Here is a 19,646-nt window from a genome sequence, read left to right as displayed (position 1 = left end):
TCCGCCATCAGGACAACCGCTATCCTGGCAAGCCGTCGCCATACGTCCTTTGGCGAGATAATCGTTCTCGCTTCGAAGCTTATCAAGCTATTCAACTTCGGAGACGCTGCAGACCTGAAGACACCGATTTGGGCATCATTTGTTGGGGTCCCAGGAAGGGAAACGCTTTTCGTCGGTCTTTACTCTGCCGAACTGATCGGTCCCCTTCACGAGGATCGCCAGCATCCAATAACCGGAGAAATCGAGCCAGCGGGCAGAAGCAATCTCTATCGCCTCGATCCGAAGCCGGAGCTGTCCGAATATGCCGGTCGCCTTTGGATCGACTGGGGCAAAGGGTACCGAGCTTGGATACAGCGAGGCGACCGCGTGCCAAAACCTATCGTTGAGCTTCGACGCACCTTCGGGGAGGACCCATTCCCTGGCTTTTCCGCGTTGATACTCAATCTGTGGGAGATAGAGACAATCCCGGCGAGCTGGTCGCCCGCGCTATCGTCGACGAGGGGCATCTACCTGCTTTCATGCCCTCGCACCCGAGAACAGTATGTTGGTATGGCATCCGGCTCTGAGGGTTTCATGGGAAGATGGCGAGAGTATTTTGCGACAGGGCATGGGGGGAACGTCGGCTTGAAGAGCCGTGATCCAAGTGATTATCGCGTTTCGATCCTTGAAACAGTTGGAACCGATGCAACGTTGAACGACCTGTTAGCCCTGGAGACGCGGTGGAAGGCAAAGCTCTTGAGCCGCGAGATGGGTCTAAATCGGAATTAGCCTACGTTTCCGTGCGACGATTGATCGCCAACATCGACGATCAAACGAGCGCGTTCACAGAGATCGTCGAAAGTCACTACCTCCGACCGGAACTGGAAAACGCTCGTCTTGCGTTCATTGATGCCATGGTCCGCTTTGGCCAACACCCACCTCCCTCCACCACATTCACACGACAAGACACAAATTTCCCCCTGTTCCTGACCAAGGAAATAGCTCCGCAGCGGACCGAAGAAATAGTGTGAGGGAATGAGCCCGCCATATCCACCGGCAGGATCGCCATAGCGAGTAGCCTGTTCGACAGTGCATCGAAATTCTGTCAGCACTTGGTCTGAGAGACTCGAAGATCGCTCGGGCGTTGGCTGCGACGGTCGCCGAGTGCTCTATGAAGTCTTCAGCATTGGTTCTGAAAAATCGAGCGAGATGGCGAGCTGATAACTGCTCAGTGGCGCAGTAAAGAGAAGGTTGATTTTTGGAATAGTAGTCCCGGCATCGTGCGCCAATCGTGTGACATGTAAGGCCGGTGACTGGAGAAAAAGGCTCGATATTATATGAAACGCAGGTAAAACCAACTCGACGAAGTGAAGGATACCTTACTGTAAAATAAAGAAGTTTTGGTGCCCCCGCCAGGGTTCGAACCCGGGACCCCCTGATTACAAATCAGGTGCTCTACCAACTGAGCTACAAGGGCAATAGGTGCCCAACTAGCAGATTCTATGATTCTGTAAAGGAAAAATCGTGTCAGTGCGGACAGCTCGACTGCCGCTCAAAACGCTTCGCGATAGAAAACGTCCTTGTCGCGCCAGCCCTTTATCCTTTAGCTAGGACAGCATCATAAAGGGCATTGCATGGGCCGTTCATTTCAGACTCTTTCCTTTCTCGCCTCACCGACGACAGAGGCGCTTGAAGCGCGCGAGGAGTTGATTCGCATTTATGGTGACGTGCCGGCCGACGATGCCGACGTTATCGTCGCGCTCGGCGGCGACGGTTTCATGCTGCAGACGCTGCACAGCACGATGAACTCCGGCAAGCTGGTCTACGGCATGAATCGCGGCTCGGTCGGCTTCCTGATGAACGACTATCGCAGCGAACAACTTCAGGAGCGCATCTGCGTCGCCGTCGAAAACGTCTTCCGGCCATTGCAGATGACGACGGCCAACGCCGACGGCACCAATTCGACGGCACTCGCCATCAACGAGGTCTATCTATTCCGCCAGTCCTATCAGGCCGCCAATCTACGGGTCGCGGTGGATGGGCGCGTCCGCCTGGAGGAGCTGATCTGCGACGGGCTGATGGTGGCGACCCCCGCCGGGTCGACAGCCTATAATCTTTCCGCCCATGGCCCGATCCTGCCGCTCGAGGCCCCACTGCTCGCCATGACGCCGGTCAGCGCTTTCAGGCCACGGCGTTGGAGGGGCGCACTGCTTCCCAACAGGGTGACCGTCGATATCGACGTCCTCGAGCCGGTCAAGCGGCCGGTGAACGCCGTGGCCGACAATACCGAGGTCAAATCGGTGCTGCATGTCCGCATCGCCCAGTCGGAACATATGACGGCACGCATCCTTTCCGATCCCGACCGCTCCTGGTCCGACCGTATTCTCGCCGAGCAGTTCAAGGATTGAGACGATGGCAATGCGACGCCTATTGATGACCACCGTGTTCCTCATCGGGTGGTCGGCCGCAGCCTTGCCGGGGCAGGATGCCATCCTGCCGGCATCGGTGATTTTCGCGACCAGCACCGGCTACTGGCAGGATGACGGCAACGCACCGGATGTCGAGCGGGCGCCGACAGGCGCCGAGCGCGTTGCCAACCCCGAGGGAAAGACCACGCAGCGCCACGGCTACTACAAGCTATTTGCCGTTCGCCAGGCAGACAGGACCTCGAAGGTCTATCTGCAGCAGATTGCCCAGACCGAGACCGGCCCGGCGATCACTTCTACCGTCGAGTTGCAGGAGATCAGCGACCTGAAGCCTTATATTACCGATATACGCCCCGAGAATTCAAACGGCATCATCAAGGAGCCGGGGCTGTTCGCCACGATCTATCTGAAGACCGATCCCTCTGCGGAGCCGGATGGCTGGACCGTACTGATCGATGAATTCGGCGACATCACCGTGGAGAAGGCGACGAATTGAACAGCCGGGAACTGTTCAGAGGGGCATCCGAGAGATGAAATTGGGCTTCCGCGACGGCGTCCTTTACGACGAGAACAGGTCGAACTGGGACGCAGACGGCCCCAGACCCATCAGCTGGTCGCTGTGGTATCCCGCTGCCGATGAAACGCGGGAAAGCGACACAACGGAAAGAGGCTGGTTCCAAAAGGCGAAAGTCGCCCGCGACGCACCCGTCCGGCCGGGTGCCCAACCTTATCCCCTCGTCCTGTTGTCGCATGGCACCGGCGGATCCGCGGCCGGACTGGAATGGCTGGCGCGACGGCTGGTCGATCGCGGATTTGCAGCGCTTGGCGTCAACCATCACGGCAATACCGGCAACGAGCCCTATCGCACTGAAGGCTTTGCCTGTCTTTGGGAGCGGGCGCCGGATCTCAGCTACATGCTCGATCACCGCGATGACTGGCTCAGCGATCTCTCCGGTCATATCGATACGACCCACGTCTTCGCGGCCGGATTTTCGGCCGGAGCATATAGCGTGATGCTGCTTCTTGGCGCCGTCACCCAGTTCTCGCAGTTCGAACCGTCCAGGATGAAGCCGGGTGGCGCGCGCGGACCGAGGGAATTTCCCGACCTTGCCGATCATATCCCGACATTGCTTTCCACCAGCGAGGTGTTTCGCCAATCCTGGTCCCGCATGACAAAGTCCTACCGGGATGAGAGAATCAAGGCCGCACTGCTGTGCGCGCCGGGCCGGTCCGTTCTCGGTTTCAGCGCGGAAACCCTGAAAGCTGTCGATGCGCCCGCCCTTATCCTGGTCGGCGACGCCGACAGGGCTGCGCCGGCCGAGGAATGTTCGGCATGGCTGCATGCGCGGCTCTCACGCAGCGCTCTTAAGATCTTCGTTGGCGGCCTTGGGCATTACGTCTTCGTGCCGGAGGGCACCGCACTCGGCCTTGCCTTTGCGGCAGAGCTCTTTACCGATCCGCCGGGCATCGAGCGCGCGGCCATTCATGACGAGATTGCCGATCTATCGGCAGCACTGTTTCGAGATACCGCCATCGACGCCAGGGGCTGAGTACGAAAAAAGCCCCGGAGCGGGGCTTTCCACGTGCATATGCCGGCTCAAAGCGGAGCGCGGCTCTATCAATCCACATCGTCGACGACCGCGTCGGCCGCGCCGCTGATGCGGTGGGCAAGGGCCGCTTCCATGAACTCGTTCAGATCGCCGTCGAGCACGTCGTCCGGCGCGCTGCTGGCAACGCCGGTGCGCATATCCTTGACCAGCTGGTAAGGCTGCAGCACGTAGGAGCGGATCTGGTGGCCCCAGCCGATATCCGTCTTGGAGGCGGCTTCGGCGCTGGCGGCGTCCTCGCGCTTCTTCAGTTCCGCTTCGTACATGCGGGCGCGCAGCATGTCCCAGGCCTTGGCGCGGTTCTTGTGCTGCGAACGCTCCTGCTGGCACTGCACGACGATGCCGGTCGGGATATGCGTGATGCGCACGGCCGAGTCGGTGGTGTTGACGTGCTGGCCGCCGGCGCCCGACGAACGATAGGTATCGATGCGGCAGTCGCCTTCGTTGATCTCGATCTGGATCGAGTCGTCGACAACCGGATAGACCCAGATCGACGAAAAGGAAGTGTGGCGACGCGCATTGCTGTCGTAGGGCGAGATGCGCACCAGCCGGTGCACGCCCGATTCCGTCTTCAGCCAGCCATAGGCATTGTGTCCCTTGACCAGCAGGGTCGCGGATTTGATGCCCGCCTCTTCGCCGTCGTGGACTTCGAGAAGCTCGACCTTGAAACGCTGGCGTTCGGCCCAACGGGTGTACATGCGCAGCAGCATGTTCGCCCAGTCCTGGCTTTCGGTGCCGCCGGCGCCGGAATGGACTTCGAGATAGGTGTCGTTGCTATCGGCTTCGCCGGAGAGCATGGCCTCCACCTGGCGGCGGGCAGCCTCGGCCTTCAGGGCTTTCAGCGTGTCTTCGGCTTCCTTGACGACACTTTGGTCGCCCTCTTCCTCGCCAAGCTCGATCAGCTCGATATTGTCGTTCAGCTGCTGTTCCAGCTGCTTGACGCCATTGATGCCGTCATCCAGCTGCTGGCGCTCGCGCATCAGCTTCTGCGCTTCGGAAGCGTCGTTCCAGAGGTTGGGATCCTCTGCCTTGTTGTTCAACCAGTCCAGCCGTCTTGTCGCCTGGTCCCAGTCAAAGATGCCTCCTCAGCAGGGTGATAGCCTGCTTGGTTTCATCGACCACGTTTTCGATTTCGGCTCGCATTTTCCTGCTTCTCTGTCTGGGTTCTTCCGGTGCTGGTGGACATAGAGACGCCCGCCGCGGATGTAAAGGCCGCGCGGGCGTTCAAAAATCGGGACGGAGGTCAGAACAGGCCGGGCGTGCCGGTCTGGACGGCCTGGTTTGCCTGCGGCGAGGTCTTCAGGATCTCTTCCGGCGCCATGGTGCTGTCCATGCCGATGACGGAGAAGCTGTCGGCCGGGCCGGTGCCGGGCTTGAAGGCCTCGATGATGGTGTTCGGATCGCCGTCGACGGCGGCCATGCCGGTCTTGCGGTCGATCGAAATCAGATTCATGCCCGGCGGGATGACGAATTTCGATTCCGGCGCATCCTTGACGGCAGCCTGCATGAATTCGTTGAAGATCGGGGCGGAGAGAACGCCGCCGGTGCCGCCGCGGCCGAGCGGGGCCGGTGTATCGAAGCCCATATAGAGACCGGCGACCAGATCCGGCGTGAAGCCAACGAACCAGGCATCCTTCTCGTCATTGGTGGTGCCGGTCTTGCCTGCGACGTCGCGACCGCCGAGATCGACCTTGCCGGCGGCCGTGCCGCGCTGGATGACGCCCTGCATCATCGAGGTGATCTGGTAGGCGGTCATCGGGTCGAGAACTGTTTCGCGATTGTCGACGACATTCGGCTCTTCCTGGTTCTGCCAGGCGCCGGCATTGCAGCCCTCGCACAAACGCTCCTCATGCTTGAAGATCGTCTTGCCGTAGCGGTCCTGGATGCGGTCGATCAAGGTCGGCTTGATCTGCTTGCCACCATTGGCGATGACCGAATAGGCAGAGACCATGCGTAGCACCGTCGTGTCGCCGGCGCCGAGCGACATGGAGAGAACCGGCAGCATGTGATCGTAGATGCCGAAGCGCTCGGCATATTCGGCGACGATGTTCATGCCGAGATCGTTGGCGAGGCGCACCGTCATCAGGTTGCGCGAATGCTCGATGCCCGAGCGCAGCGTCGACGGGCCACTGACTTCGCCGCCGTAGTTTTCCGGCTTCCAGACCTGGCCGCCGGAGACGATTTCGATCGGCGCATCCATGATGACGGAAGCCGGCGTATAGCCGTTGTCCATCGCCGCCGCGTAGACGAAGGGCTTGAACGAGGAACCCGGCTGGCGCATCGCCTGAGTGGCGCGGTTGAATTCGGACTGGCCGTAGGAGAAGCCGCCGACCATGGCGAGCACGCGGCCGGTCTTCGGATCCATGGCGACCAGGCCACCCTGCACCTTCGGCGGCTGTTGCAGGCGATAGGAGCTCGACGCGTCGTCGCCGAGTTTTGCAACATAGACGACGTCACCGGGGGCTACGGCGCCGACCGGCGATTTCGCGGTCTTGCGGGCGCCGTCGGCCGAACGGAAGGCCCACTGCATGTTCTTGGCTTCAATGGTGCCGCGTTGACGGTCGGCTGAAACCTTGCCGCTTCCATCCTTGGCCGGCTGCAGGCCGATATCGACGTTGCTGTCCGAGACGGCGAGCACGACGGCGAGCCGCCATTCCGGCACGTCGGAGAGGGAGGGAATATCGGCAAGCGCCTTGCCCCAATCACCGCTTGCATCGATCTGCTTGATCGGGCCGTGGAAACCACGACGCTCGTCATAGGTCACCAGACCATCCTGCAGCGCCTTGCGGGCCGCAAGCTGCAGCTGCGGATCGAGCGAGGTGCGCACCGAAAGGCCGCCCTCATAGAGAACCTTCTCGCCATATTGGTCGATCAGCTGGCGGCGCACGGCTTCGGCAAAATAGTCCGAAGCAAAGAGCGAGGGGCCGGTCGTGCGGGCGGTGACGCCGAGCGGCTGCTTCTTGGCTTCCTCGCCATCGCTCTGGCTGACATAGCCGTTCTCGACCATGCGGTCGATCACCCAGTTGCGGCGTTCGAGCGCTGCCTCGGGATGGCGGAAAGGATGATAATTGGCCGGACCCTTCGGCAACGATGCCAGATAGGCGGCTTCGGCGACGGTCAGTTCAGTGACGGATTTGTTGAAATAGGTGAGCGCGGCGCCGGCGATGCCGTAGGAATTCAGACCGAAGAAGATCTCGTTCAGGTAGAGCTCGAGGATCTTGTCCTTGCTGTAGGCCTGCTCGATACGGAAGGACAGGATTGCTTCCTTGATCTTGCGGTCGATCGTCTGGTCAGAGCTCAAAAGAAAGTTCTTGGCCACCTGCTGGGTGATGGTGGAAGCACCGACCGGCCGGCGGCCGGAACCGAAATTCTGCAGGTTGACGAGGATTGCGCGGCCGAGACCGGTGAGATCGACGCCCGGATGATTGTAGAAATTCTTGTCTTCGGCCGACAGGAAAGCGGCCTTCACGCGGTCGGGGACGGCCTGGATCGGCAGGAAGAGACGCTTTTCCTTGGCGTATTCAGCCATCAGAGCGCCGTTGCCGGCGTGGACGCGGGTAGTCACCGGCGGCGCATAGCTGTTCAGGACGGCATAGTCCGGGAGATCCTTCGCGACGTTGGCGAGATAGATAGCAACACCCGCCGCCGCGACCAGAAACAGGACGCAGGCCATTCCGAAGAAATATCCAAAAAGTCTAACCATATTTTCAGCTACCGGTCTCTTCGATCGTCAATCGGCGCAGACACAACGATTGTATGGATCAAGGCAATTTGCACGTTGCGCGGCTTACTCCATGAGCGCTACCGCCACAAGCCGATTCCGCGCCTCAGGCTGCGAAACATAAGCCGGAGTAACGGCGCGATTGTGAGGAAAATAGGGCTCTCGCCGCCGCATTCGCCGCTGCGGGCGCGTTTCACTAGGACTGTCACATCCAAGCAACGCCCGTTCCCGCCGCCAAGCTGAGCCATCCTGCTCAGAATTCGATTCATGCAACGCAGTTTAAGTCTTTGTTTTCATGGATACGGCCGTCCCGCAACCGCAACTGAATTTCGGGCAAAAAGCGTTAGCCGCCATTCGCCATCACGCCGGCGCGGTATCGCTTCACCGCCTCGGTCAAAAGCCCGACGATCTTGCCGCGCCAGGTGTCGTCGAGCAGCAGTTTCTCGTCCTCGGCATTCGAGAGAAAGCCGAGTTCGAGAAGGATCGACGGCACGTCAGGGGCCTGTAGCACGCGGAAACCGGCATGACGGTGGGGATTGTTGATGGTGCCGACCTGATCCTTGAAAGAATTCAGCACGCTTTCGGCCAGCGAGATCGAGAAGGCCTGGGTTTCGCGCCGTGTCAGATCGAGCAGGATATCGGCGACCTCGGGCGGCTCGGCGACCGTTTCCTTGCCGGCGATCTGGTCGGAGAGGTTTTCACGTTCGGCAAGGTCGGCGGCGAGTTTGTCGGATGCCTTGTCGGAGATCGTGTAGACGGTGGCGCCACGGATATCCTTCTGCTTCAGCGTGTCGGCATGCAGCGAAATGAACAGCCCGGCATGGTTCTGGCGGGCGATCAGTACACGCTGCGACAGCGACAGGAACTCGTCGTCCTCGCGCGTCAGGAAAGCCTTGATGCCCGGCTCCTTGTTCAGGAGGTCGGTCAAGGCCTTGGCGAAGGCAAGCGTCACCTGCTTTTCCTCGGTCTTGGTGTCGACGCCGATCGCGCCGGTGTCGATGCCGCCATGGCCGGCGTCGACGGCGATGACGAAATCGCCGGGCGCGGCTTTCTCAGGCGCCGGAATGGCGCTGGTCGTCTGCGCCGCTTCGCTCCCATCGTTCGAGGCCTGATCGCTCCAGGCCCGATCGCTCCACGATTGCGTCTTCACCAGTTCGGCGAAGGCCTGCTTATCGATCATCTCGGCATCGAGCACGAGACGATGACCCTTGCCGGCCTCGTCGGCCTGCACCTTGGCGAGCGCCAGCTTCACCGGCCCTGCCGTCGTCAGAACGATGCGGGCGCTCTCCTCGTCCATCTTGCCGTAACGGATATCCTTGAACAGGCCGCGGGCAGCGAGATCCTTGGCCGGAAAACCGAAGGCGGTCGCCGGCAGGTCGATGACGATGCGCTCCGGATTGGCGATATAGTGGACGGAGAAGCGCGGTTCGCGATCGAAATCGATGACGATGCGGGTTCTTGCGTCGTCGCCGACGATACGCGCGCCATAGGCAAGCAGCGGATCCCTGGCCTCGACGGAACCAACAACGGCCGGCAGGAAACCAACCGCCAGAAGCGCCGTCAGAACCAACCTTGCGAATATCGATCGCCGCACTGGGGATTTCGCCGCGATCCGAGCCCTCTTAAACAATGAACCGCCACACCCTATCTGTACTGCGATGGAGCCGACGCGGCCGCGTCGAACGTCGCTAGACGAAACACCCGTTGCGGCCCACCGAATCGCGATCACTTTATCCCCAACTTCTATGCGTTACGAAATCCATCAATATTATGGCACATTTGGCTTTTCCCTTGCTATTGTGACACGGAAAACCTACAACGAATTTTAGGGTAAAGTGTTGACGGGATAGAGTCGCCGCAGAGGCTGCCAGCCAGATCAGGACCTGGCGCCACACCGGTCATCGTCCGCCGTCTCATGCGCTTCATCCTTAGAACTGGATCCTGATTTTCCGGCTCATTGTCGGAATTCATTGGTGGATCAGCCACCACGCTCTCAGGGAGCAAACTCATCGGACCCGAATGGGTCTTCGTATTTGTCGATCACGCTTGGTTGTTGATGGTTTCGCAGCAGGTTTTATCTGAAGTGTACAGGCCCCGGACCGAAATGGTTCCGGCTGCGGTCTGGCTGCTGCCCTCCCCCTCGCATCAGGCGCGACTTTCATTATCCGGCGCGGCCACTGCGGACCGCATTCTTTCTGTTTCAACAGCAGTCGGGAATGCGCTCTCGCGGCCACGCCGAGGAGCACAGCTTACATGGCAGACAAAATGCTTATCGATGCGTCTCACGAGGAAGAGACGCGCGTCGTTGTCGTTCGCGGGAACCGCATAGAAGAATTTGACTTCGAGTCTCAGCACAAGAAGCAGATCCGCGGCAACATCTATCTTGCAAAGGTAACGAGGGTCGAGCCCTCGCTGCAAGCAGCCTTCGTCGATTACGGCGGCAACCGGCACGGCTTCCTGGCCTTCGCCGAAATCCATCCCGACTATTATCAGATACCGCTCGCCGACCGTCAGGCGCTGCTTCGGGCCGAAGCCGAGGAGCATCGCCGCGACGAAGATGTCGAGCATGTCGAAACCGCGCCGATGGTCGATCTTTCGACCCAGGACCAGCCGGATGTCGGCATCGTGCCGGAGGCGCCGGAAACGGCTGCCGTAACCGACGAGCCGGCAGCGGTGGAGGCCGCGGCATCGCCCGAGGCCGCCGAGGAAGCTCCGGCCAAGAAGGCCAGGCCGCGCCGCAGCCGCAAGAAGGTGACCGAACCGGCTGCTGAGACAACCGCCACCGAGGACGCCGTTCCCACGGACGTCGAAGCCGAAGGCGCTTCGAGCGTCGATAACGAGGATGACGGTTCGACCGGCGGCGCGATGGCGGCCATGGTGGAAACCGACTCGATCTCCGAGGACGTCGATAGCGGCAAGCGTCGCCACGATGATGACGACGACGATGACGATCATGGCGAAGAGGAAATCATCGAATCCGTCGGCGCCGAAGACGCGATGGAAGAAGTGCCGGAACGGGTGCAGCGCAAGCCGCGCAAGCAGTACCGCATCCAGGAAGTCATCAAGCGCCGCCAGATCCTGCTCGTGCAGGTCGCCAAGGAAGAGCGCGGCAACAAGGGTGCAGCCCTTACTACCTATCTCTCGCTCGCCGGCCGCTATTCCGTGCTGATGCCGAACACGGCGCGCGGCGGCGGCATTTCCCGCAAGATCACCAACCCTGCCGACCGCAAGCGCCTGAAGGAAATCGCGCGCATGCTCGAAGTGCCGCAGGGTATGGGCGTCATCCTTCGCACCGCCGGCGCCAACCGCACCAAGGTCGAGGTCAAGCGCGACTTCGAATATCTGATGCGCCTCTGGGAGAACGTCCGCACACTGACGCTGGCGTCCACGGCTCCCTGCCTCGTCTACGAGGAAGGTTCGCTGATCAAGCGCTCGATCCGCGACCTTTACAACAAGGATATCAGTGAAGTCATCGTCTCCGGCGAAGAAGGCTATCGTGAAGCGAAAGACTTCATGAAGATGCTGATGCCGAGCCATGCCAAGGTGGTTCAGCCCTACCGCGACATCCATCCGATCTTCTCGCGTTCCGGTATCGAAGCGCAGCTCGACCGCATGCTGCAGCCGCAGGTGACCCTGAAGTCCGGCGGCTACCTGATCATGAACCAGACCGAAGCGCTGGTCTCGATCGACGTCAACTCCGGCCGCTCGACCCGCGAACACTCGATCGAAGATACCGCGCTGCAGACGAACCTCGAGGCTGCCGACGAAGTCGCTCGCCAGCTTCGCCTGCGCGACCTTGCCGGCCTGATCGTCATCGACTTCATCGACATGGAAGAGAAGCGCAACAACCGCGCTGTCGAGAAGAAGCTGAAGGAATGCCTGAAGAACGACCGCGCCCGCATTCAGGTCGGACGGATCTCGCATTTCGGCCTGCTCGAAATGTCGCGCCAGCGCATCCGCGCGTCGGTTCTCGAATCGACCACGCAGGTCTGCTCGCATTGCGGCGGCAGCGGCCATGTGCGTTCGCAGTCCTCCGTCGCCCTGCATGTCCTGCGCGGTATCGAGGAATATCTGCTGAAGAATACCACGCACAATATCAGCGTGCGCACCACGCCTGACATTGCGCTCTACCTGCTCAACCACAAGCGCCAGACGATCATCGATTACGAAAACCGTTTCGGCGTCGCTATCGTCATCGATGCGGACGGTTCGGTCGGCGCCCAGCATTTCGCGATCGATCGCGGCGATCCGGTGGAAAACCCGGTCAAAATCGAAACGCTCTTCAACTTCGCAGCCATTCCTGAAGATGACGACGACGACATCGTCATCGAAGTGGATGAGGACGAAGACGAAGAGCTCGAGGAAAAGCCGGCCGCTGCCGAGCGACCCGTCGCAGCACGCTCGGAAGGCGAAGCTGACGGCAATCGCAAGCGCAAGCGCCGCCGGCGTCGGCGTGGCCGCAACGGCAATGCCGAGCATCCGACGTCTGCCGCTGGCGAAGCCGGCGACGAAGATGAGGACGGTGACGACGAGGGCGGTGAAGGCGTTGAAACCGCCGAATCCACGTCCGAGACGCTGGCTGAAAGCGAGGAATCGCAGCGCCGCAAGCGGCGCCGTCGCGGCAAGCGTGGCGGTCGCCGCAATCGGGCCGAGGATGGCTCCGAACTGACGGCCAGCGAAGCTGGTGAGGACAATGGCGAGGACGAAGGCGACGACGTTTCGAACGACAGCGCTCCGAGCGAAGTCGTCGCCGAAACTATCGAAGCAGTTGCCGATGCCGGCGAAGGCCAGGCCGCGATGGCAGCCGTCGAAAGCGCACCTGTGATAGCCGAGGATGTAAAGCCCGCCCGCAGCCGCGGCCGCCGCAAACCGGCCGCAGTGCCGGTCGAGGAACCGGTGGCAGAGACGGCACCTGCGGCCGAGGCCGAACCGGAGTTGGTTGAAGCCACCGCCGATCTCGGAACACCCGTTCAGGAAGAGGTCAAGGAAGAGGCAAAGCCGGTTCGCGCCAACCGCGAATCCAATATCACCTCCTCCGAACCGACTGTGAAATCCACCCGCGTCGAGAATGGCGAAGCTGACGACGGCAAGCCGAAGAAGGCCGGCTGGTGGCAGCGCCGTGGCTTCTTTTGAACGCTGATTTTCGGACGTAAATGATCAATCCGGCCGCGGCGACGCGGCCGGATTTTTGTTTGTGGCGATGCTTCTTCAGCAAGTCGAACCCTGAGGGCTGGGCGTGTACCTTCACCCATTGGCACACTCGAGGTGGTCATGCGGACGACGATCGATATCGATGATGGCTTGCTCGACGCAGCAATGATCGTCACGGGATTGGCGACAAAAGAGGCCGCCGTCGAACAGGCTTTACGAAGCCTGATCGAGAGGCGCCGCCGGAAAAATGCGAACACAGACCTCGCAGGGATAGGCTGGGAAGGCGACATGGAAGAGATACGTTGCGACCAGCCGAACGGAAGACGGTGATTGTCGTCCACAGTTCGGTCTTGGATCGTGCGTCTGCGCGGGATAAGTGCGGCCAACCCGGTCCGGGAGATCGCCGATGCCGGCCCCTCATCCGCCTGCCGGCACCGACCGGGGTCGAGCCACGGGTCTCGACCCGTCCTGCGGCCCCTCGTAAACGGGGCGAAGGGACATGCCGCGCCCTCTCCGTTCCCACCTCGCTCTTGCAAGGCACGTGCCCTCGCCCCGTTTACGGGGAGAGGGTTATGGTGAGGGGCAGCCGTCGGCGCGAATCGCTTCGATATCGCTGCTCGATGCCGGCGAAGAGCGATCATCGTCCGCTACGGTCAGGCCGCCGGCGGATAGAGCAGATCGACGATGTAGCTGGCGTCGAAGCGAGAATCGAGCATGCCGTAGGTGGAGCGCCAGCCGCCGGCAAGGCGCGTCTCGATGAAGGCATCGGCAATGCGCCCTGCCCCGAGCCGATAGAGTTCGGCGGCACCGGCGGCGAGCGCCAGCTGCTCGACGAGCAAGCGCGCGGCGCCCTCATCCTGTTCACAGAGCGCGACAGCGGCGCGTAGCACGTCGATCGTCTTCTTGCCGGCCGGGCCGAGATCGCGGGCAAGGCCGGCGAACACCGTTTCGAACAGATCCTTGCCACGGTTGAGCACGCGCAGCACGTCGAGCGCCATGACGTTGCCGGAGCCTTCCCAGATGGCGTTGACCGGAGCCTCGCGGTAGTGGCGGGCGATCGGGCGTTCTTCGATATAGCCGTTGCCACCGATGCATTCCATCGCCTCGTAGATCAGCGCCGGCGCGATCTTGCAGCACCAGTATTTGGCGACCGGCGTCATGACGCGGGCATAGGCCGCTTGCTCGGCATTGCCGCGCGCCTTGTCGAAGGCATCGGCAAGACGGAAGGACAGTGCCGTCGCGGCGGCGACATCGAGCGCCATGTCGGCCAGTACGCGCGTCATGATCGGCTGGTTGACGAGCATCTTGCCGAAGACGCTGCGGCCGCGGGTGTGGTGTACGGCTTCGGCCAGTGAGGCGCGCATCATGCCGGATGAGGCCAGCGCGCAGTCGAGCCGCGTCAGTGTCACCATGTCGAGAATGGTGCGGATGCCGGCATCCGGGCCGCCGAGCAGGAAACCGAACGTGTCGGTGAACTCCACTTCGGCAGAGGCGTTTGAGCGGTTGCCGACCTTGTCCTTCAGCCGCTGGAACTGCAGGCCGTTGGCGGAACCGTCCTCCAGCAGGCGCGGCACGAGGAAGCAGCCCATGCCCTCCTTCGTCTGCGCCAGCATGATGAAGGCATCGCTCATCGGAGCCGACATGAACCATTTATGGCCGGACAGCCGGTAGATGCCCTCGCTGACCTTTTCGGCAGCGCTGCGGTTGGCGCGCACATCCGTGCCGCCCTGCTTTTCCGTCATGCCCATGCCGATGGTCACGGCAGACTTCTGCATGGCGGGCTTGTTCGACGAATCATATTTGCGCGAGAGGATTTTGGGGGCCCAATCCTTCTGTATTGCCGGCGAGGCCGAGAGCGCGGCGACCGAGGCGCTGGTCATCGTCAGCGGGCAGAGATGGCCGGATTCCAGCTGCGACGACAGATAGAAGCGGGCGGCGCGAACCTTGTGGGCCTCATCCTTGGCTTCGCTATCGGCCTGCGGATCCCAGACCGAGGAATGCAGGCCGACCGACATGGAGCGGCGCATCAACGCGTGCCAAGCAGGATGGAACTCGACGACGTCGAGGCGCTCGCCGCGCGGACCGTGGGTACGCAGCTGCGGCGGACCCTGGTTCGCCATGCGCGCCAGCTCCTGCGCCTCCGGCGAGGTGACGTAGCGGCCCATGTTTTCCAGGTCTTCGCGGATGCCGCGCGGCAGGGCTGCCGTCAGATCGACGATCAGCGGATCGGATCGATAGGCGTTGATGCCGGACCACAGGCTCGGCTGATTGAGTTCTGCGAGTTTTTCTTCAGTCCGGTTGGCGGAGGTCATAATTCGCTTCTAGTGTAAGAGCCCGGCAAAGGGAAACCGGAAGTTATGATTCGGTTCATTCTGCTCTATCGGAATTTTGGCGAAAATGCATGGGGACATAAGCCTTTGCCCACAGCGCATGCTTGCCCCGGCGGGCATCACTCTTTATAGACCCGCCAGAGACAGCAAGAGGCAGGGTCATGGTCTTTTTTCCCCACCGCCACCTCATCGGCATCAAGGGCCTCACCGAGCAGGATATCACCTATCTGCTCGACAAGGCCGACGAGGCCGTCAAGATCAGCCGCCAGCGAGAGAAGAAGACGTCGACGTTGCGCGGGCTGACGCAGATCAACCTGTTCTTCGAGGCATCGACCCGCACGCAGGCCTCCTTCGAGCTGGCCGGCAAGCGGCTCGGCGCCGACGTCATGAACATGTCGGTCGGCAACTCCTCGGTGAAGAAGGGCGAAACGCTGATCGACACGGCGATGACGCTGAATGCGATGCGCCCCGATGTGCTTGTTATCCGCCATTCGAGCGCCGGTGCTGCCGCCCTTCTCGCCCAGAAGGTCTCCTGCTCCGTCGTCAATGCCGGCGACGGGCAGCACGAACATCCGACCCAGGCGTTGCTCGACGCGCTGACGATCCGCCGCGCCAAGGGCAAGCTCTCGCGCATCATCGTGGCGATCTGCGGCGACGTGCTGCATTCGCGGGTGGCGCGCTCCAATATCCTGCTGCTCAATGCGATGGGCGCCCGCGTGCGCGTCGTCGCGCCCGCGACCCTGCTGCCCGCCGGCATCGCCGAGATGGGCGTCGAGGTCTTCCATTCGATGAAGGAAGGGCTGAAGGACGCCGACGTGGTGATGATGCTGCGGCTGCAGCGCGAACGCATGTCCGGCGCCTTTGTGCCTTCGGTGCGCGAATACTATCATTTCTACGGGCTCGACGCCGAAACGCTGAAGTCGGCGAAGGAGGATGCGCTGGTCATGCATCCCGGTCCGATGAACCGCGGCGTCGAGATCGCCTCCGAGGTGGCGGACGGGCCGCAGAGCGTGATCGCCGAACAGGTGGAAATGGGGGTCGCGGTGCGCATGGCGGTGATGGAGACGCTGCTCGTCTCGCAGAACCAGGGTCCCCGAAGCGATGGAATGATGGCATGAGCAACCCGATCGTCCTCAAAAACGTCCGCATCATCGATCCGTCGCGCAATCTTGACGACGTTGGCACGATCATCGTCGAAAACGGTGTGATCATTGCTGCCGGTTCCGCGGCACAGAACCAGGGCGCGCCGGAAGGTGCGACCATCCGCGACTGCGCCGGCCTTGTCGCGGCCCCCGGTCTCGTCGATGCGCGCGTCCATATCGGCGAACCCGGCGGCGAACATCGCGAGACCATCGCCTCGGCAAGTCGGGCGGCAGCAGCCGGCGGCGTCACCTCGATCATCATGATGCCGGACACCGATCCTGTCATCGACGACATTGCGCTCGTCGAATTCGTCAAGAAGACGGCCCGCGATACCGCCGCCGTCAACGTCTATCCGGCAGCCGCTATCACCAAGGGCCTTGCCGGCGCGGAGATGACGGAGATCGGCCTGTTGATGCAGGCGGGCGCCGTCGCCTTCACCGATGCCCATTCGAGCGTGCACGACACGCAGGTGCTGCGCCGGATCATGACCTATGCGCGTGAATTCGGCGCCGTCATCTCCTGCGAAACCCGCGACAAATATCTTGGCGCGAACGGCGTCATGCATGAAGGGCTTTTCGCCAGCTGGCTCGGGCTCTCCGGCATTCCAAGGGAAGCCGAACTGATCCCGCTCGAACGCGATCTCAGGATCGCAGAACTGACGCGCGGCCACTATCACGCCGCGATGATCTCGGTGCCGGCCTCGGTCGAGGCTATCGAACGCGCCCGCAGCCGCGGCGCCAAGGTGACCTCAGGCATATCGATCAACAATCTGGCGCTCAACGAAAACGACATCGGCGAATACCGCAGCTTCTTCAAGCTCTATCCGCCGCTGCGCCCGGAAGACGACCGGGTCGCCATGGTCGAGGCGCTTGCGAACGGCGCGATCGACATCATCGTCTCCTCGCACGACCCGCAGGACGTCGATACGAAGCGCCTGCCCTTCGGCGAGGCGGCGGACGGCGCGATCGGCCTTGAAACCATGCTGGCGGCGGCTCTCAGGCTCCACCATGGCGGTCAGGTGAGCCTGATGCGCCTGATCGACGCCATGTCCACCCGCCCCGCACAAATCTTCGGCCTCGCCGCCGGCACGCTGAAACCGGGTGCTGCGGCCGATATCGCGCTGATCGATCTCGATGAGCCTTGGCTTGTCGCCAAAGACATGCTTCTCTCCCGCTCGAAGAATACGCCGTTCGAAGATGCGCGCTTCAGCGGGCGGGCCGTCGCGACTTATGTCTCGGGAAAGCTTGTCCACGCACTTTAAGAACCGGCTGGACTTAAGAAACGGCATACTGGGGATAGGCCACGGAGGGGCTGAGGCGGCATATGTTATCCAATCTCATGTCATGGCAGATTACGCTGCCGATCGCGCTTGCCGCCGCCATCATCGGCTACCTCTTCGGCTCGATTCCCTTCGGCCTGATCCTCACGCGTGCCGCCGGCCTCGGCGACGTGCGCAGCATTGGCTCCGGCAATATCGGCGCGACCAACGTGCTGAGAACAGGAAACCGCAAGCTCGCGGCTGCGACACTGCTGCTCGATGCGCTGAAGGCGGCGGCAGCGGCCTGGGTTGTCGGTTATTTCCTCGGCGAGGAGGCGGCGATCATCGCCGGCTTTTTCGCCTTCATCGGCCATCTCTTCCCGGTCTGGATCGCCTTCAAGGGCGGCAAGGGTGTCGCCACCTATATCGGCACCCTGCTCGGCGTCGCGCCGATCATGGTCGTGCTCTTCGCCGCCGTCTGGCTGGCGGTCGCCTTCACCAGCCGCTACTCGTCGCTATCGGCGCTGGTTGCCATGCTTGTCATTCCGGTTGCGCTATGGATACTGGGTAACGAAAAGGTTGCTGCTGTCATGGCGATCATGACGCTGATCTCCTACTGGAAGCACAGGGCCAATATTTCCCGCCTGATGGACGGCACGGAAAGCAAGATCGGAGCAAAGGGATAATGGATGCGCCGGGCGCGGGATCAAAAGGCGTCGCGCTGAGCGAACGGCAACGCATCGCCTGGCTGCGCCTCATCCGTTCCGACAATATCGGCCCGGCCACCTTTCGCGACCTGATCAATCATTTCGGATCGGCCGAGGCAGCGCTCGCAGCACTGCCGGAGCTTTCGGCGCGCGGCGGCGCGACGCGGGCAATCCGCATCGCCAGCGAGGCTGAGGCACATCGGGAACTGGAGGCGGCTCGCCGTTTCGGCGCCCGCTTCGTCGGCATCGGCGAGCCGGACTATCCGCAGGCCCTGAAGCAGATCGACGGCGCGCCACCGCTGCTTGCCGTCAAGGGCGCTCTTACCGCCGCCAAACGACCGGCCGTCGGCATTGTCGGCTCGCGCAACGCCTCGATCGCCGGCGCGAAATTCGCGGCGATGGTGGCGCGCGACTGCGGCCGGGCCGGTTATACCGTGGTCTCCGGCCTGGCCCGCGGCATCGACACGGCAGCGCATCGGGCAAGCCTCGACACGGGCACGATCGCAGCGCTTGCCGGCGGTCTCGACCAGCCTTACCCACCGGAGAATATCGGCCTGCTCGAGGAAATAACCGGTGGCAACGGCCTGGCGGTGAGCGAGATGCCCTTCGGCTGGGAACCGCGCGCCCGCGATTTCCCGCGCCGAAACCGGCTGATCGCCGGCATCGCGCTCGGCCTTGTGGTCGTCGAAGCGGCAACGCGCTCAGGCTCGCTGATCACCGCACGGCTTGCCGGCGAGTTCGGCCGCCTGGTGTTTGCCGTGCCCGGCTCACCGCTCGATCCGCGCTGCCACGGCAGCAACGGCCTGCTGAAGGACGGCGCTTCGATCGTCACCACACCTGCCGATGTCGTCGAGGCTTTGGCGCCGCTTACGCAATTCGAGCTGTTCCCGTCATCGATGGCCGAGCAACCGGCACGTGACGGCAAGGCGATGACGATGCCGCCCGGCGATTCAGACCGGGCTCGCATCATCGATGCGCTCGGACCAACCCCGGTCGAGATCGACGACGTCATCCGCCATACCGGTCTGTCAGCATCCGCGGTCTATCTCATCCTTCTGGAGCTCGACATCTCAAGCAGGCTGCATCGGCATCAGGGCGGTCTCGTCTCGCTTGCCGATTGAATTTCGCGCGATATCTCGGCGCGGCGCTGAGAATGGCGAACCATGCCGAAAATGATCGGCAACCTATCTCAAGGTGTATTTTTCCGACGATCCTCTTTCGGCTGCAACAGACGCAAGACGTAAAATTGTACCAAACCCCTTGACCGCGGCGATTTCCCTGTCCATGTCGGAGGGCCGGGCATCCATGTTGCGGTGTGTGTTGC

Annotated in this window: 14 protein-coding genes and 1 tRNA gene; 10 read left to right on the top strand and 5 right to left on the bottom strand. The window is 61.9% G+C overall.

Annotated elements, in window-relative coordinates:
• Positions 1-719: 719 nt before the first annotated feature.
• A complete protein-coding gene (locus HJB82_RS10235; RefSeq protein ID WP_221139900.1) occupies positions 720-1,010 on the top strand; it encodes a hypothetical protein in 291 nt (96 codons plus the stop codon).
• 370 nt (positions 1,011-1,380) lie between these two features.
• Here HJB82_RS10235 and HJB82_RS10230 read toward each other — a convergent pair.
• A tRNA-Thr gene (locus tag HJB82_RS10230) sits at positions 1,381-1,456 on the bottom strand.
• Positions 1,457-1,613: 157 nt separating this feature from the next.
• Between HJB82_RS10230 and HJB82_RS10225 the strand changes: the two genes are divergently transcribed.
• Genes HJB82_RS10225 through HJB82_RS10215 form a run of 3 tightly spaced genes read left to right on the top strand, consistent with a single transcriptional unit; the run spans position 1,614 to position 3,955 of the window.
• Complete coding sequence (locus HJB82_RS10225) at positions 1,614-2,387, top strand: NAD kinase (RefSeq protein ID WP_207583831.1); 774 nt, start codon at positions 1,614-1,616, stop codon at positions 2,385-2,387.
• A gap of 4 nt (positions 2,388-2,391) precedes the next feature.
• On the top strand, positions 2,392-2,901 hold the full coding sequence (locus HJB82_RS10220) for a hypothetical protein (protein WP_207583830.1): 510 nt from the start codon (positions 2,392-2,394) through the stop codon (positions 2,899-2,901).
• A 34-nt stretch (positions 2,902-2,935) separates the two neighbouring features.
• Positions 2,936-3,955: a dienelactone hydrolase gene (locus HJB82_RS10215; RefSeq protein ID WP_221116271.1), complete on the top strand. Its 1,020-nt coding sequence runs from the start codon at positions 2,936-2,938 to the stop codon at positions 3,953-3,955.
• Positions 3,956-4,023: 68 nt separating this feature from the next.
• On the opposite strand, the gene prfB is transcribed toward HJB82_RS10215, so the two are convergent.
• From prfB to HJB82_RS10200, 3 genes are all read right to left on the bottom strand, one after another.
• Positions 4,024-5,155 (bottom strand): peptide chain release factor 2 gene (gene prfB / locus HJB82_RS10210; RefSeq protein ID WP_221131560.1). Its coding sequence is split into 2 segments (ribosomal slippage): positions 4,024-5,085 and positions 5,087-5,155, totalling 1,131 coding nucleotides; the frame shifts between segments, so codons are not numbered across the junction.
• 100 nt (positions 5,156-5,255) lie between these two features.
• Positions 5,256-7,715, bottom strand: a complete 2,460-nt coding sequence (locus HJB82_RS10205; protein ID WP_221131559.1) for a penicillin-binding protein 1A — start codon at positions 7,713-7,715, stop codon at positions 5,256-5,258.
• A 361-nt stretch (positions 7,716-8,076) separates the two neighbouring features.
• Positions 8,077-9,363: an N-acetylmuramoyl-L-alanine amidase gene (locus HJB82_RS10200; RefSeq protein ID WP_221139899.1), complete on the bottom strand. Its 1,287-nt coding sequence runs from the start codon at positions 9,361-9,363 to the stop codon at positions 8,077-8,079.
• 623 nt (positions 9,364-9,986) lie between these two features.
• Between HJB82_RS10200 and HJB82_RS10195 the strand changes: the two genes are divergently transcribed.
• A complete protein-coding gene (locus tag HJB82_RS10195; protein WP_207583825.1) occupies positions 9,987-12,866 on the top strand; it encodes a ribonuclease E/G in 2,880 nt (959 codons plus the stop codon).
• A 138-nt stretch (positions 12,867-13,004) separates the two neighbouring features.
• On the top strand, positions 13,005-13,214 hold the full coding sequence (locus tag HJB82_RS10190) for a type II toxin-antitoxin system VapB family antitoxin (RefSeq protein ID WP_207583824.1): 210 nt from the start codon (positions 13,005-13,007) through the stop codon (positions 13,212-13,214).
• A gap of 323 nt (positions 13,215-13,537) precedes the next feature.
• Here the strand turns inward: HJB82_RS10190 and HJB82_RS10185 are convergent, their stop codons facing one another.
• Positions 13,538-15,196 carry an acyl-CoA dehydrogenase family protein gene (locus HJB82_RS10185; RefSeq protein ID WP_207583823.1) on the bottom strand — a complete coding sequence of 553 codons (1,659 nt, stop codon included), beginning with the start codon at positions 15,194-15,196 and terminating at the stop codon, positions 13,538-13,540.
• Positions 15,197-15,375: 179 nt separating this feature from the next.
• Between HJB82_RS10185 and HJB82_RS10180 the strand changes: the two genes are divergently transcribed.
• The 4 genes from HJB82_RS10180 to dprA all read left to right on the top strand — a co-directional run bounded on the left by HJB82_RS10180 (position 15,376) and on the right by dprA (position 19,443).
• Entirely contained in the window at positions 15,376-16,332 is a 957-nt protein-coding gene (locus HJB82_RS10180; protein ID WP_207583822.1) for an aspartate carbamoyltransferase catalytic subunit, read from the top strand.
• Positions 16,329-17,618 (top strand): dihydroorotase, encoded by a 1,290-nt coding sequence (locus HJB82_RS10175; protein ID WP_221116268.1) that lies wholly within the window; start codon positions 16,329-16,331, stop codon positions 17,616-17,618. Before HJB82_RS10180 ends, HJB82_RS10175 begins: the two co-directional genes overlap by 4 nt.
• Positions 17,619-17,680: 62 nt before the next feature.
• A complete protein-coding gene (gene plsY, locus HJB82_RS10170; protein ID WP_207583820.1) occupies positions 17,681-18,301 on the top strand; it encodes a glycerol-3-phosphate 1-O-acyltransferase PlsY in 621 nt (206 codons plus the stop codon).
• Complete coding sequence (dprA, locus tag HJB82_RS10165; protein ID WP_221139898.1) at positions 18,301-19,443, top strand: DNA-processing protein DprA; 1,143 nt, start codon at positions 18,301-18,303, stop codon at positions 19,441-19,443. The genes plsY and dprA overlap by 1 nt, the downstream gene beginning before the upstream one ends.
• The last annotated feature ends 203 nt before the right edge of the window (positions 19,444-19,646 follow it).

The sequence above is a fragment of the Rhizobium sp. NZLR10 genome (assembly GCF_019685125.1).
In the GTDB taxonomy this organism is placed as follows: Bacteria; Pseudomonadota; Alphaproteobacteria; order Rhizobiales; family Rhizobiaceae; genus Rhizobium.
This window is presented reverse-complemented; position numbering and strand designations above follow the sequence as displayed.

Coding starts and splice junctions, on each gene's coding strand:
- HJB82_RS10225 (WP_207583831.1), top strand. CDS start 1,614: ATGGGCCGTTCATTTCAGACTCTTTCCTTTCTCGCCTCACCGACGACA.
- HJB82_RS10195 (WP_207583825.1), top strand. CDS start 9,987: ATGGCAGACAAAATGCTTATCGATGCGTCTCACGAGGAAGAGACGCGC.
- HJB82_RS10205 (WP_221131559.1), bottom strand. CDS start 7,715: ATGGTTAGACTTTTTGGATATTTCTTCGGAATGGCCTGCGTCCTGTTT.
- HJB82_RS10185 (WP_207583823.1), bottom strand. CDS start 15,196: ATGACCTCCGCCAACCGGACTGAAGAAAAACTCGCAGAACTCAATCAG.
- plsY (WP_207583820.1), top strand. CDS start 17,681: ATGTTATCCAATCTCATGTCATGGCAGATTACGCTGCCGATCGCGCTT.
- HJB82_RS10190 (WP_207583824.1), top strand. CDS start 13,005: ATGCGGACGACGATCGATATCGATGATGGCTTGCTCGACGCAGCAATG.
- HJB82_RS10175 (WP_221116268.1), top strand. CDS start 16,329: ATGAGCAACCCGATCGTCCTCAAAAACGTCCGCATCATCGATCCGTCG.
- dprA (WP_221139898.1), top strand. CDS start 18,301: ATGGATGCGCCGGGCGCGGGATCAAAAGGCGTCGCGCTGAGCGAACGG.
- HJB82_RS10215 (WP_221116271.1), top strand. CDS start 2,936: ATGAAATTGGGCTTCCGCGACGGCGTCCTTTACGACGAGAACAGGTCG.
- HJB82_RS10180 (WP_207583822.1), top strand. CDS start 15,376: ATGGTCTTTTTTCCCCACCGCCACCTCATCGGCATCAAGGGCCTCACC.
- HJB82_RS10220 (WP_207583830.1), top strand. CDS start 2,392: ATGGCAATGCGACGCCTATTGATGACCACCGTGTTCCTCATCGGGTGG.